We start from the raw sequence: 13,204 nt of genomic DNA, 5'->3' as shown, positions 1-13,204 counted from the left end.
GCGGGCGTCAGCGCAGCGCGCAGGTCAGCGGGCCGATGCGCGGCAGCGTGCCGTCGTCCGGGCGCTGGTACGCGAACTCGACGCTGCAGCGGCGTCCGTCGCCGCGCGCACGATGCAGCGCCAGGGCGGCTGGGGACGGTCGACTATCCACTCTGCCAGGATGCCGGCTTCACGACGTCGTGGGGCGGGCACTGCCGTCACTCGCGCACCAGCACGACGAGCTTCAGGTCCTCGCGATGCGCGGGCTTCAGCGTGATCTGCTGGTAGACGAGCCGCCCGTCGGCCGGGTGGTCGAATTCGCGCTCGCCGCCTTCGCGCTCGAACACGTCCTGCGACGCCCAGTACTGCGCGAACGCGTCGCTGCCGGCCGTCAGCGCGTCGATCAGCGCGCGCGTCGGCGCATCGTTCAGGTGGCGGATCGAGTCGGCGCGGAATTCGGCGGCGAGCCGGCGCGCACGCGTCTCCCAGTCGACGATCAGCGCGCGCGCCGCCGGCGACATGAACGTGAAGCGCAGCAGGTTGCGGTCGTGATCGCCGTCGAGCCAGCCAGTGAACAGCGCGGCGGCGGGCGGGTTCCACGCGAGCGCGTTCCATTGGCGGTCGAGCACGTACGCGGGCGTCGCGATCGCCGCGACGGTCGCGGCGAGCGTCGGCGGCAGGTCGCCAGCGGCGACGTCCGGCTCGGCCGGGTCGCGCTGCGCGGCCAGCTCGAACAGGTACGCGCGCTCGGCGCGCGACAGCTGCAGCGCGACCGCGATCCGCGCGAGCGCGTCGGCCGATGCGGACACCGGGCGGCCCTGTTCGATCCACGTGTACCAGGTCGGGCTGACGCCGCACAGCTGCGCGACCTCCTCGCGCCGCAGCCCCGGCGTGCGGCGGCGCGGGCCGGGCGGCAGGCCGACCGCCTGCGGCGACAGGCGCTCGCGGTGCGCGCGGATGAAGTCGCCGAGCGCGCGGGCGGGCGTCGCGTCGAGCGGCGGGGTGGGGGCGGCGGGCGGAAGGTTCATGCGAAATCGTCAGGCGGGTGGATCGAATACCAGAATAACTGCTTAACTTGTACTGGTACATGGGCGGGCCTATTGTAGCGGCTCACGCGTCTGCCCGCATCGGCGCGGACGGTCCCCACCAAGGAGAAGAATGCGATGAAACATCACGACCAGGTTGCCGACGCGTTCGGCTCGACTGCCGCCGCCTATCTCACGAGCACGGTCCATGCGACCGGCGCCGACCTGCAGGCGCTCGCCGATGCGGTGCGCGCGACGCCGGACGCCACGGTGCTCGACCTGGGCTGCGGCGCGGGCCACGCGAGCTTCGCGGTCGCGCCGCACGCGCGCGAAGTGGTCGCGTACGACCTCGCGCCGCAGATGCTCGCGACCGTCGACGCGGCGGCGCGCGAGCGCGGCTTCGCGAACATCCGCACCTGCCACGGGCCGGCCGAGCGGCTGCCGTTCGACGCGGCGACGTTCGACTGGGTCGTGAGCCGGATGAGCGCGCATCACTGGCACGACGTGCCCGCGGCGCTCGCTGAGGCGCGCCGGGTGCTGAAGCCGGGCGGCCGCGTGCTGATGATCGACATCGCCGGCCCCGACCATCCGCTGCTCGACACCTATCTGCAGGCGCTGGAAGTGCTGCGCGACGCGTCGCACGTGCGCAACTACCGGGCCGACGAATGGCTCGCGATGTTCCGCGGCGCGGGCTTCGACGCGCAGGTGGCGAGCCGCTGGCGCCTGCCGATCGAGTTCGATTCGTGGGTCGCGCGGATGCGCACGCCGGCCGGCAGCGTGACCGGAATCCGCGCGCTGTGGGCGCACGCGCCGGACGAGGTGCGCAGCCATTACGCGGTGCAGCCGGACGGCTCGTTCGAGCACGATGCGCTGCTGATCGACGCGCGCTGAAACGAAACGGCCGCGACGCCCGGCAAGGCGCGTCGCGGCCGCTGTGCGGGTTGCGTAGCGCGCGCGTCGCACGCGCTCGCGCGGATCAGCCCGTGTTGCGCAGGCCCGCCGCGATCCCGTTGATGGTCAGGTGAATCCCGCGCCGCAGCCGCGCGTTGGTGTCGCCCGCGCGGTGCCGCTTGATCAGCTCGACCTGCAGGTGGTTGAGCGGATCGAGATACGGGAAGCGGTTCTTGATCGAACGCGCGAGCAGCGGGTTCGTCGCGAGCCGCGTGTCCTGGCCGGTGATCTCGGCCAGCGCCTGCGACGTGCGCTCCCATTCGGCGACGATCCGTTCGAACACGTGCTTGCGCAGCTTCTTGTCGGCGACGAGCTGCGCGTAGCGCGACGCGACCGCGAGATCGGTCTTCGCGAGCACCATGTCCATGTTCGACAGCAGGTTCGAGAAGAACGGCCAGGTCTTGTTCATCTTCTTCAGCAGCGCGAGCCGCTTGCTGCGCTCGGCCGCGTCCTTCGTGCCGTCGAGATACGCGGCGACCGCGCTGCCGAAGCCGTACCAGCCGGTCAGCAGCAGCCGGCACTGGCCCCACGAGAAGCCCCACGGAATCGCGCGCAGGTCCTCGATGCGGCGGTGCTTCGGGTCCTGCAGCTTGCGCGACGCGGGACGGCTGCCGATGTTCAGCTCGGCGATCTCGGTGATCGGCGTCGACGAGAAGAAGTAGTCGGTGAAGCCGGGCGTCTCGTAGACGAGCGCGCGGTACGCGGCCATCGCGGTGTCGGACAGCGTCTGCATCGCCGTCTCGAACGCGGGAAGCTGCGCGGGCGCGTTCGACTGCGGCAGCAGCGACGCCTCGAGCGTCGCGGCGACGACCGTCTCCAGGTTGCGGCGGCCGATTTCCGGGTTCGCGAACTTGCTGGCGATCACCTCGCCCTGCTCGGTCAGGCGGATCTGGCCGTTCACGGTGCCGGGCGGCTGCGACAGGATCGCCTGGTAGGTCGGGCCGCCGCCGCGGCCGACCGTGCCGCCGCGGCCGTGGAACAGGCGCAGCGTGATGCCGCGCTCGTGGAACAGGTCGACGAGCGCGAGCTCCGCGCGGTACAGCTCCCAGTTCGACGTGAGGAAGCCGCCGTCCTTGTTGCTGTCCGAGTAGCCGAGCATCACTTCCTGCTCGCCGCCCTGGTGCGCGACCAGCGCGTCGACGCCCGGCAGCGCGAAGTACTCGCGCATGATCCGCGACGCGTCGCGCAGGTCGGGGATCGTCTCGAACAGCGGGATCACCATCAGGCCGTTCTTCGCGCCGCCGTGCTTCGCACCGAACGCGCCGTCGAGCAGGCCGGTTTCCTTCTGCAGCAGCAGCACCTCGACGAGGTCGCTGACCGTCTCGGTATGCGAAATGATGTAGTTGCGCACCGCGCGCGGGCCGAACTGCGCGCGCACCGCGCGCGCCTTCTCGAACACGCCGAGCTCGCTTTGCGCGAGCGCCGAGTATTCGAAGTACGGCGAGCGCAGCGGGCGGGGATCGGCGAGCGCGGCGAGCAGCACGCGCAGCTTGTCTTCCTCGGCGAGCGCCGCGTAGTCGGCCTCGACGCCCGCGCGTGCGAGCAGCTCGGCCACGACCGCCTCGTGGATGTCGGAGCTCTGCCGCAGGTCGATGCTCGCGAGGTGAAAGCCGAACACCTCGGCCGCGCGCGCGAGCGGCGCGAGGCGCGGCGCGGCGAGCGACGCGCCGTGATGCTCGTCGAGCGATTCCATCAGCACCTTCAGGTCGCGCACGAATTCCTCGGAATCGGCGTACGGCGTCGCGCGCACGGGCGCGGCGCCCCGCCCGGCGCTGCGCACCGGCACCGTGCCTTCGCCGAGGCGCACGCGCGCGCTCGCCGCGAGCCGCGTGTAGATGCCGATCAGCGCGCGGCGGTACGGCTCGTCGACGCGGTGCGGCGACTGGTCGGGCGATGCGGCGGCGAGCGCCTTCACCGCGTCGCTCGCGCCGACCAGCAGGTTCGACACCGACAGCTCGGCGCCGAGCTTGTGCACCTGTTCCAGGTAGTGCTCGAGGATCACCGCGGACTGGCGGTGGATCGCCTCGTCGAGCGTCGTCGCGGTCACGTTCGGGTTGCCGTCGCGGTCGCCGCCGATCCAGCTGCCCATCTGGAAGAACGCCGGCACGCGGGCGGGCAGGCCGTGCTCGGCGAGCGCGGCCTCGATGTCGCCGTACAGCGCGGGCAGCTCGTCGAGGAACGTCGCGCGGTAGTACGACAGCGCGTTCTCGATCTCGTCGCCGACGGTCAGGCGCGCATCGCGCAGCATCCGCGTCTGCCACAGCGCGGTCACGCGCGCGCGCAGCATCGCCTCGTTGTGCTGGCGCTCGCGCGCGGTCAGCTCCTGGTCGCGCTCGGCGAGCAGCCGCGCGATGTCGTGCTGCGCGTCGAGGATGCTCTTGCGCTGCACCTCGGTCGGGTGCGCGGTGAGCACGGGCACGATCAGCGCGTCGTCGAAGAAGCGCTGCAGCACGCCCTTCGACGCGCCGCCCGCCTGCTTCAGCTGGTCGAGCGCGAACGCGACGGTGCCCGGCTGCGGCGCGGAGCCGGCGAGCGCGTGGATGCGGCGACGGCGGTTGTGGTGGCGGTCCTCGGCGATGTTCGCGAGGTGCGAGAAATAGCTGAACGCGCGCACGACGCTCACCGTCTGCTCGGGCGTCAGCTTGCGCAGTTTCTTCTCGAGCGTCTGCGCGGCCTCGCGGTCGTCCTCGCGGCGGAATTTCACCGCGGTCTGGCGGATCGTCTCGACGACGTCGAACACCGCGTCGCCTTCCTGCTCGCGCACGACGTCGCCGAGCAGGCGGCCGAGGAAGCGGATGTCCTCGAACAGCGGGCGGTCCTTGTCCTCGCGGGTGCGGGCGCCCGGCTTCGCGGCGACGGCGGCCGCGCCGTTCGCGACGGCCTTGGCCGCGCGTTTCGTCTGTCGTATCGGGTCTTTCGGTTTCGTTGCCGGCTGGGTTGCCGATTTCGCACGACCGTTCGCGGCGGCGGCGATGGAGCCCGTCTGGGCGTCGGAGGAGGGCAAGGCAGCATTGCGGCGCGCCGCGCGCGCCGATCCGGAAGACTTCACGATGGGTTTCCTTGGGAAAGCTCGAGTGAAAAGGGACTGCGGGGACTGCGGTCCAGCAACCTGCGACTTCTGCGGCACTTCCGCGCATCCGCGCCGCGGCCCGCGCCAGGCGGCGCCGGGGCCGGCTCCGCGCCCGGGTGGGCGCGGGCGTGCGTGCTACCATTATTCGATCTTCAATCCCGTCCTTCGATGTTCCTGCAATGAATTCCGAGACTCTGTCGGCACAGCCGCCGGCGACGCTGACGATTGCTTCGCGCGAGAGCCGCCTGGCGATGTGGCAAGCCGAACATGTGCGTGATGCGCTGCGCAAATTATATCCAGCTTGTGACGTGAAAATCCTCGGGATGACGACCCGCGGCGATCAAATTCTCGATCGCACGCTGTCGAAGGTCGGCGGCAAGGGCCTGTTCGTCAAGGAGCTCGAAAACGCGCTCGCCGACGGCCGCGCCGACCTCGCCGTGCATTCGCTGAAGGACGTGCCGATGGCGCTGCCCGACGGCTTCTCGCTTGCCGCGATCCTGAACCGCGAAGACCCGCGCGACGCGTTCGTGTCGAACGACTACGCGTCGCTCGACGCGCTGCCGGCCGGCGCCGTGGTCGGCACGTCGAGCCTGCGCCGCGAGGCGATGCTGCGCGCGCGCTACCCGCACCTGCAGGTGCAGCCGCTGCGCGGCAACCTCGACACGCGCCTGGCGAAGCTCGACCGCGGCGACTACGCGGCGATCATCCTCGCGGCGGCTGGGCTCAAGCGCCTCGGCCTCGACGCGCGGATCCGCGCGCTGATCGGCGTCGACGACAGCCCGCCCGCGGCGGGCCAGGGCGCGCTCGGCATCGAGATCGCGTCGCACCGGGCGGACGTCGCCGCGTGGCTCGCGCCGCTGCACGACCAGGCGACCGCGCTGGCGGTCGAGGCCGAGCGGATGGTGTCGCGCGCGCTCGGCGGCAGTTGCGAGGTGCCGCTCGCCGCGCATGCGGTGTGGCGCGCGGGCGAGCTGTACCTGACTGGCCGCGTGTCGACGACCGACGGCAAGCGCGTGCTGACGTCCGAGGAATGCGCTTCGGTGATGACCGTCGCCGACGCGCTCGCGCTCGGCCGCGCGGTCGCCGACGCGCTCGAGGCACAGGGCGCGCTCGACATCGTCCATGCGCTGCTCGCCGGCTCGCAGGCCGGCAAGGGCGACGCCTGATGGCGGGCGGCGCGCGCACGTTCACCGCCGTCCTGACGCGCCCGGACGGCCAGTCCGCCGGGCTCGCGGCGCAACTGGCCGACGCCGGTTGCGACGTCCTCGATTTCCCGCTGATCGACATCGCGCCGCTCGACGATCCGGCGCCGCTGGCCGCCGCGTTCGCGGCGCTGGCCGATTACGCGCTCGTGATCTTCGTGTCGCCGAACGCGATCGACCGCGCGCTCGCGCAGTACGGCGCGATCTGGCCGAACGCGCTGCCGGTCGGCGTGGTCGGGCCCGGCAGCGTCGCCGCGCTCGAGCGTCACGGCATCGCCGCGCCCGCGCACCGGGTGATCGCGCCTCAGGCGCCCGCCGACGGCGGCGCGCCGCATTACGATTCCGAAAGCCTGTTCGCGTGCATCGAAGCCGCGTTCGGCGGCGCGGCCGCGCTCGCCGGCCGGCGCGTGCTGATCGTGCGCGGCGACGGCGGCCGCGAATGGCTCGCCGACCGGCTGCGCGACGCCGGCGCGGACGTTCACCTCGTCGCCGCATACCGGCGCGTCGTGCCGGAGCCGCGCATCGGCGCGTGGGAGCGCGTGCACGCGCTGCTCGGCGGCGAGCCGCACGCGTGGCTCGTCACGAGCTCGGAAGGCGTGCGCAACCTGCACGAGCTCGCGCAGGCGCATCTCACCGAGGCCGAGATCGACGCGCTGAAGCACGCGCCGCTCGTGACGCCGCACCCGCGGATCGAGCAGACCGCGCGGGCATTGGGTTTTGATAGGATTACGCTGACCGGCGCGGGCGATGAGCGCATCGTCCGCGCGTTTCGATCGATGGCCGACGAGGCCGTCCAACCGGCGACAGCCGCACCGGTGACTAAACGCATGACAGATACCAACGATTCCAAAAGCGTCGCTTCCCAGCCGGCCGCTGCATCCGCCGCGCAGTCCAGTCCGCCTTACGTGTCGCCCGCGCCGCCCGCGCGGCGGGGCGGCAGCGCGTTCCTGTGGCTCGTGGTCGTCGTGCTCGGCTGCGCGGCGGGCGTCGGCGGCTATGCGCTGAACCGCAAGGTCGACCGGCTCGACACCACGCTGGCGGCGCGCCAGAAGACGCTCGACGCGCAGGCCGCCGAGACGCGCACGAAGACCGAGCAGGCGCTCGCGAGCGCGCACCAGGTCGATACGCAGCTCGCGCAGCTCGACGGCAAGCTCGCCGATGCGCAGAACGCGCAGCAGGCGCTGCAGCAGCAATACCAGGATCTCGCGCGCAATCGCGACGCGTGGATGTTCGAGGAAGTCGACCAGATGCTGTCGAGCGCGAGCCAGCAACTGCAGCTGACGGGCAACACGCAGCTCGCGCTGATCGCGCTGCAGAACGCCGACGCGCGCCTCGCGAGCTCGCAGAGCGCGCAGGCCGTCACGGTGCGCAAGGCGCTCGCGCAGGACATCGAGAAGCTGAAGGCCGCGCCGTCGGCGGATCTCACGGGCCTCGCGATCAAGCTCGACGACGCGATCGCGAAGATCGACGCGCTGCCGCTCGCCGGCGAGGCGATCGTGCCGCATGCGGCGCCGAAGGCGAATACGGCGGCCGACGTCGCGAAGACGGCCGCCGCGACCGGCGAGCCGCGCTGGAAGGTCTGGTGGCACGGCTTCTCGGCCGGCATCGGCGAGCAGCTCAAGGGCCTCGTGCAGGTGCGCCGGATCGACAATGCCGACGCGATGCTCGCGTCGCCCGACCAGGGCTACTTCGTGCGCGAGAACGTGAAGCTGCGCCTGCTGACTGCCCGGCTGTCGCTGCTCGCGCGCAACGACGCGGCGATGAAGGCGGACCTGCACGCGGCGCAGGCGTCGCTCGCGAAGTACTTCGACCAGGCGGCGAAGGACACGCAGACCGTCGAGGATCTGCTCAAGCAGGTCGACGGCGCGTCGCTGGCGGTCGCGGTGCCGAACCTGAACACGAGCCTGAACGCCGTTCAGCAGTTCAAGAGCCGGGGGTAACGATGACGCTTCGAGGAATCGTTTGGCTCGCGGTCCTGTTCGCGATCGCCGCGGCGCTCGCCACCGTCGGCCGCTTCGATACCGGCCAGGTGCTGCTCGTCTATCCGCCGTACCGGGTCGACCTGTCGCTGAACCTGTTCGTGGTCGGCATCGTCGTGCTGTTCATCGTCGTCTACGCGCTGATGCGCATCGTGCGCAATATCTGGCGCATGCCGCAGCGGGTCGCCGCGTATCGCGCCCGTGCGCGCAACGAGAAGGCGCAGGCGTCGCTGCGCGACGCGATCGCGAACCTGTATGCGGGCCGCTTCTCGCGCGCCGAGAAGGCCGCGCGCGACGCGCTGTCGATCGACGCGAACCAGGGCGCGGCGAGCCTCGTCGCGGCCACCGCCGCGCACCGGATGCATGAATACGCGCGCCGCGACGACTGGCTGTCGAAGGTCGGCGCGCCGGAGTGGCAGGACGCGCGCCTGCTCGCCGCGGCCGACATGCGTGCCGACGCGCGCGACGCCGACGGCGCGCTCGCCGCGCTCGCCGAGATGCAGGCGGGCGGCAAGCGCATCCACGCGCAGCAGGTCGCGCTGCGCGCGCAGCAGCAGTTGAAGAACTGGGCCGAGGTGCTGAAGCTCGCGAAGGCGCTGGAGAAGCGCGAGGCACTGCATCCGGCCGCGGCGGTGCGGCTGCGCCAGCAGGCGGCCGAGAACCTTCTGCGCGAGCGCCGTCACGATCCCGATGCGCTGCTCGAGGTGTGGCAGTCGCTGTCGACGGCGGAGCGGCAGTCGCCGCGTCTCGCCGATCTCGCGGCGGACCTGCTCGTGTCGCTCGAACGCCGGCCGGAGGCGCGCCGCATCGTCGAGGACGCGCTCGCGCACAACTGGGATGCGCGCCTGCTGCGCCGCTACCCGGATACCGCCGGCGCGGACGCGCTGCCGCTGATCCAGAAGGCGGAAGGGTGGAAGAAGGATCACCCGGACGACGCGGACCTGCTGTTCGCGCTCGGCCGCCTTTGCCAGCAGCAGCAGCTGTGGGGCAAGGCGCAGTCGTTCCTCGAATCGGCGCTCAAGCTCGCCGACAACGAGGCGCTCAGGGTGCGTGCGCATCGCGCGCTCGCGCGCCTGTTCGAGCATCTCGGCGAAACCGACAAGGCGGCGAAGCACTACCGCGAAAGCGCGCTCGCGATCACCGTGGTCTGACGCGGCGGCGCGCCGCGCGCACGAAAAACCCCGAACACCGGCCGGCGTTCGGGGGTTTTTCATGGGGGCGCGTCACTTGTCGACCAGCCGCTTCGGCACCAACAGCGCGAGCAGGCCGCCGAGCACGAGGAAGCCGGCGAGCATGTACATGCCCGAGTCGTTCGCGCCCGTCGCCTGCTTGAGCCAGCCCATCAGGTAAGGGCTCAGGAAGCCCGCGAGGTTGCCGATCGAGTTGATCATCGCGATGCCCGCCGCGGCCGCCGTGCCGCCGAGGAACGCGGTCGGCAGGCTCCAGAACAGCGGCAGCGTGGTCAGGATGCCCATCGTCGCGAGCGTGAGGCCGAGCATCGCGAGCGCGGTCTCGTGCGCCCAGACCACCGACAGCACGAGCCCGAGCGCGCCGAGCGCGGCGGGGATCGCGAGGTGCCAGCGGCGCTCGCGGTGCTTGTCCGCGCTGCGCGCGATCAGGATCATCGCGACCACCGCGGCCGCATACGGCACCGCCGACAGCAGGCCGATCGCGAACGAATCGGCGACGCCGGTCGCCTTGATGATCGTCGGCAGCCAGAAGCCGACGCCGTACAGCCCCATCACGAACGAGAAGTAGATCAGCGCCATCAGCCACACGCGCGGGCTCGACATCACGGCGCCGAGCGACGGGTCTTCCTTGCGCGCCTCCTCCGCGTCGATGTTGCGGGCGAGCAGCGCCTTTTCCTCGTCGGTCAGCCAGTTCGCCTTCGCGATCCGGTCGTCGAGCGCGAAGAACACCAGCACGCCGACCAGCACCGACGGCGTGCCTTCGAGCAGGAACAGCCACTGCCAGCCGTGCCAGCCGCTCAGCCCGTCGAACGTCTTCAGGATGAAGCCCGAGATCGGCCCGCCGATCACGCCGGACAACGCGACCGCCGTCATGAAGAACGTCGTCATCCGGCCGCGCCGGTGCGCGGGATACCAGTAGGTCAGGTACAGGATCACGCCGGGAAAGAAGCCCGCTTCGGCAACGCCGAGCAAAAAGCGCATCACGTAGAACATCGTGGGCGTCGTGACGAACATCGTCAGGATCGAGATCACGCCCCACGTCGCCATGATGCGCGCGATCCACAGACGCGCGCCGACCTTGTGCAGGATGAGGTTGCTCGGCACTTCGAACAGGAAATAGCCGAAGAAGAAGATCCCGGCGCCGAAGCCGTAGACGGTGTCGCTGAGGTTCAGGTCGCTCGCCATCTGCAGCTTCGCGAAGCCGACGTTGACGCGGTCGAGGTATGCGACCACGTAGCACAGCAGCAGGAGCGGCGTGAGCCGCCACGAGACCTTGCGGTAGGTCGCTTCCTCGAACGCGCCGGACGCGCCCGGCAGCGAATGCGTCGGTGATGCCATGGTGTCTCCTGTCGTTGTTTGTATGATGCCGGGCTCGTGGGCCCCGTGCGGCTAGATGCAGCGCCCGCCGTCCACCTCGAGGCAAACGCCGGTGATGAACTCCGCCTCGTCCGACGCGAGATAGAGCGCCGCGTTCGCGACGTCCTGCGGCGTCGAGAAGCGGCCGAGCGGAATCGTCGCGAGAAAGCGCTGGCGGTTTTCCGGGGTGTCCTCGCAGCCCATGAACTCGGTCATCAGGCCGGTCTCGCCGAGCACCGGGTTGATGCAGTTCACGCGGATGCGGTCCGCGCCGAGCTCGGCGGCGAGCGACTTGCTCGCGGTGATCATCGCGCCCTTCGTGCTGTTGTACCAGACGAGGCCGGGGCGCGGCCGCACGCCGGCCGTCGACGCGACGTTCACGAACACGCCGCCGCCTTGCTCGCGGAAATACGGCACGAAGGTCTGCACGCACCAGTAGAGGCTCTTCATGTTGACCGCGTAGACGCGGTCGAACTCCGCTTCGGTCACGTCGAGCACCGGCTTGTTGCGGTGCGTGGTGCCCGCGTTGTTGACGACGATCTGCACCGCGTGGAAGTCGTCGAGCGCGGCGACGAGCAGCGCCTGCCAGTCGTCGCGGCGCGACACGTCGCCCGCGACCGCGATCGCCTTGCCGCCCGCGAGCGCGATCTCGCTCGCGACGCGCTCGGCCGCCGCGCCGTTCAGGTCATTGACGACGACGTTCGCGCCTTCGCGCGCGTACGTCTTCGCGATGCCTTCGCCGAAGCCCGAGCCGCCGCCCGTGACGATTGCCGTCTTGCCGCTCAGCCGCATGGTGTGTCTCCTGATTGGATGTGTGTGTGATGTGCTGCCGGGTTGCCGTTCACCGCATCGTCGTGCGCCGTCCCGGCGCCGAACCTTCAGCCGTGCCGGATCGCGATCGTCTTCAGTACGGTAAAGCCGTACAGCGCCTCGAAGCCCTTCTCGCGGCCGTGGCCCGAATGGCCGACGCCGCCGAACGGCAGCTCGACGCCGCCGCCCGCGCCGTAGTTGTTGACGAACACCTGGCCCGCGCGGATGCGCCGCGCGACGCGCAGCTGGCGCGCGCCGTCGCGCGTCCAGACGCCCGCGACGAGGCCGTACGGCGTGCCGTTCGCGAGCGCGACCGCTTCGTCCTCGTCGGCAAAGCGCATCGCCGCGAGCACCGGGCCGAACACTTCCTCCTGCGCGAGCCGGTGCGTGGACGGCACGTCGCGCAGCAGCGCGGGCGCCTGGTAGAAGCCGCTTTCGGGCGCGTCCGGCACCACCTGGCCGTGCGCGGCCATCGGAATGCCGTCGTGCTGCGCGTCGGACAGGAAATCCCATACGCGCTGCTGCTGCTTCGCGTTGATCAGCGGGCCGCAGTCGAGATCCGCGCGGCTCGGGCCGACCCTGAGCCCGTTAAACGCGGTCGCGAGCCGCTCGACGAGCGGCTCGTAGACGGCTCGATCGATCAGCACGCGGCTGCCTGCCGAGCAGGTCTGGCCGCCGTTCTGCACGATCGCGTTGACGAGCACCGGCAGCGCCGCGTCGAGGTCGGCGTCCGCGAACACGAGCTGCGGCGACTTGCCGCCGAGTTCGAGCGTGACGGGCACGTGATTTTCCGCGGCCATCTGCGCGACGAGCTTGCCGGTCGCGGGCGAGCCGGTAAACGAGATGTGGTCGATGCCCGGATGGCGGGCGAGCGCCGCGCCGGCCTCGTGGCCGTAGCCGGTGACGACGTTCAGCGCGCCGGCCGGCAGCCCGGCTTCGGCGGCCAGCTCGGCGACGCGCAGCACCGACAGGCACGCGTCCTCGGCCGGCTTGACGACGCATGCGTTGCCGGCCGCGAGCGCCGCGCCGACGCTGCGCCCGAAGATCTGCATCGGGTAGTTCCACGGCACGATGTGGCCGGTGACGCCGTGCGGCTCGCGCACGGTGAGCACCATGTAGCCGGCCTGGTAGGGGAGGGTCTCGCCGTGCAGCTTGTCGGCGGCGCCCGCGTAGAACTCGAAGTAGCGCGCGAGCGCGGCCGCGTCGGCGTGCGCCTGCCTGAGCGGCTTGCCGGTGTCGCGCGCCTCGAGCGCGGCGAGCTCGTCGTGATGGGCGGCGACGAGCATCGACAGCCGGAACAGCACGCGGCCGCGTTCGGCGGCGCTGGCCGCGCCCCACGCGCCCGCGAACGCGTCGCGGGCCGCCGCGACCGCGCGGTCGACGTCGGCGGCGGTGCCGCGTGCGATCGACGCGAACGGCTGGCCGTCGGACGGATCGAGGACGGGAATCGATTCCGGTTGCGCGGGCGATGTCCATTCGCCCGCGATGAAGTGCCTTGCCTCTTCCATGCTTGCTCCAATTCCATGCAGCGCTGCATATTGTTCGACGGCCGGACGATCAGCGCGATTATCGCGCCGTTCGTCATCCGGACGCCACCGGTCGATTGGCTATAATGGCGCATTCTTTCCGGACATGCCGGCGG

Annotated in this window: 9 protein-coding genes and 1 pseudogene; 4 read left to right on the top strand and 6 right to left on the bottom strand. The window is 71.1% G+C overall.

All coding sequences use genetic code 11. The features are described from left to right. Positions 1 to 7 precede the first annotated feature (7 nt). Positions 8 to 103 (bottom strand): annotated as a pseudogene (locus tag KY49_RS18445) (fimbrial assembly protein); the annotation flags it as partial. A gap of 94 nt (positions 104 to 197) precedes the next feature. Beyond that, positions 198 to 1,007 (bottom strand): helix-turn-helix transcriptional regulator, encoded by an 810-nt coding sequence (locus tag KY49_RS18440; RefSeq protein WP_042586063.1) that lies wholly within the window; start codon positions 1,005 to 1,007, stop codon positions 198 to 200. 135 nt (positions 1,008 to 1,142) lie between these two features. On the opposite strand from KY49_RS18440, the gene KY49_RS18435 reads away from it, so the two are divergent. Beyond that, positions 1,143 to 1,895 carry a class I SAM-dependent methyltransferase gene (locus KY49_RS18435; protein WP_042586062.1) on the top strand — a complete coding sequence of 251 codons (753 nt, stop codon included), beginning with the start codon at positions 1,143 to 1,145 and terminating at the stop codon, positions 1,893 to 1,895. Between the two features lie 85 nt (positions 1,896 to 1,980). Here the strand turns inward: KY49_RS18435 and ppc are convergent, their stop codons facing one another. Continuing rightward, a complete protein-coding gene (gene ppc / locus KY49_RS18430) occupies positions 1,981 to 5,004 on the bottom strand; it encodes a phosphoenolpyruvate carboxylase (RefSeq protein ID WP_042586061.1) in 3,024 nt (1,007 codons plus the stop codon). Positions 5,005 to 5,204: 200 nt separating this feature from the next. On the opposite strand from ppc, the gene hemC reads away from it, so the two are divergent. The 3 genes from hemC to KY49_RS18415 are packed head-to-tail and all read left to right on the top strand — an operon-like array spanning position 5,205 to position 9,357. After that, positions 5,205 to 6,191, top strand: coding sequence for a hydroxymethylbilane synthase (gene hemC, locus KY49_RS18425; RefSeq protein WP_042586060.1), 987 nt, complete (start codon positions 5,205 to 5,207; stop codon positions 6,189 to 6,191). Beyond that, on the top strand, positions 6,191 to 8,167 hold the full coding sequence (gene hemDX / locus KY49_RS18420) for a fused uroporphyrinogen-III synthase HemD/membrane protein HemX (RefSeq protein WP_042586059.1): 1,977 nt from the start codon (positions 6,191 to 6,193) through the stop codon (positions 8,165 to 8,167). Before hemC ends, hemDX begins: the two co-directional genes overlap by 1 nt. A 2-nt stretch (positions 8,168 to 8,169) precedes the next feature. Beyond that, positions 8,170 to 9,357 (top strand): heme biosynthesis protein HemY, encoded by a 1,188-nt coding sequence (locus tag KY49_RS18415; protein WP_010091032.1) that lies wholly within the window; start codon positions 8,170 to 8,172, stop codon positions 9,355 to 9,357. Between the two features lie 72 nt (positions 9,358 to 9,429). Here the strand turns inward: KY49_RS18415 and KY49_RS18410 are convergent, their stop codons facing one another. The 3 genes from KY49_RS18410 to KY49_RS18400 form a co-directional block, all read right to left on the bottom strand. Further along, positions 9,430 to 10,734, bottom strand: coding sequence for an MFS transporter (locus KY49_RS18410; RefSeq protein ID WP_042586058.1), 1,305 nt, complete (start codon positions 10,732 to 10,734; stop codon positions 9,430 to 9,432). A gap of 51 nt (positions 10,735 to 10,785) precedes the next feature. After that, on the bottom strand, positions 10,786 to 11,544 hold the full coding sequence (locus KY49_RS18405; RefSeq protein WP_042586057.1) for an SDR family oxidoreductase: 759 nt from the start codon (positions 11,542 to 11,544) through the stop codon (positions 10,786 to 10,788). Between the two features lie 86 nt (positions 11,545 to 11,630). After that, positions 11,631 to 13,070, bottom strand: a complete 1,440-nt coding sequence (locus tag KY49_RS18400) for an aldehyde dehydrogenase family protein (protein ID WP_042586056.1) — start codon at positions 13,068 to 13,070, stop codon at positions 11,631 to 11,633. Positions 13,071 to 13,204 lie beyond the last annotated feature (134 nt).

The sequence above is a fragment of the Burkholderia sp. MSHR3999 genome, assembly GCF_000833595.1.
GTDB classification, from domain to species: Bacteria; Pseudomonadota; Gammaproteobacteria; order Burkholderiales; family Burkholderiaceae; genus Burkholderia; species Burkholderia ubonensis.
Note: the sequence above shows the minus strand (reverse complement) of the source record. Positions and strands in the feature narration are given on the sequence as shown.

Bases quoted from the DNA above. Each gene is read 5' to 3' on its own strand.
- KY49_RS18410 (WP_042586058.1), bottom strand. From the start codon at position 10,734: ATGGCATCACCGACGCATTCGCTGCCGGGCGCGTCCGGCGCGTTCGAG.
- KY49_RS18400 (WP_042586056.1), bottom strand. From the start codon at position 13,070: ATGGAAGAGGCAAGGCACTTCATCGCGGGCGAATGGACATCGCCCGCG.
- hemDX (WP_042586059.1), top strand. From the start codon at position 6,191: ATGGCGGGCGGCGCGCGCACGTTCACCGCCGTCCTGACGCGCCCGGAC.
- KY49_RS18415 (WP_010091032.1), top strand. From the start codon at position 8,170: ATGACGCTTCGAGGAATCGTTTGGCTCGCGGTCCTGTTCGCGATCGCC.
- KY49_RS18440 (WP_042586063.1), bottom strand. From the start codon at position 1,007: ATGAACCTTCCGCCCGCCGCCCCCACCCCGCCGCTCGACGCGACGCCC.
- hemC (WP_042586060.1), top strand. From the start codon at position 5,205: ATGAATTCCGAGACTCTGTCGGCACAGCCGCCGGCGACGCTGACGATT.
- KY49_RS18405 (WP_042586057.1), bottom strand. From the start codon at position 11,544: ATGCGGCTGAGCGGCAAGACGGCAATCGTCACGGGCGGCGGCTCGGGC.
- KY49_RS18435 (WP_042586062.1), top strand. From the start codon at position 1,143: ATGAAACATCACGACCAGGTTGCCGACGCGTTCGGCTCGACTGCCGCC.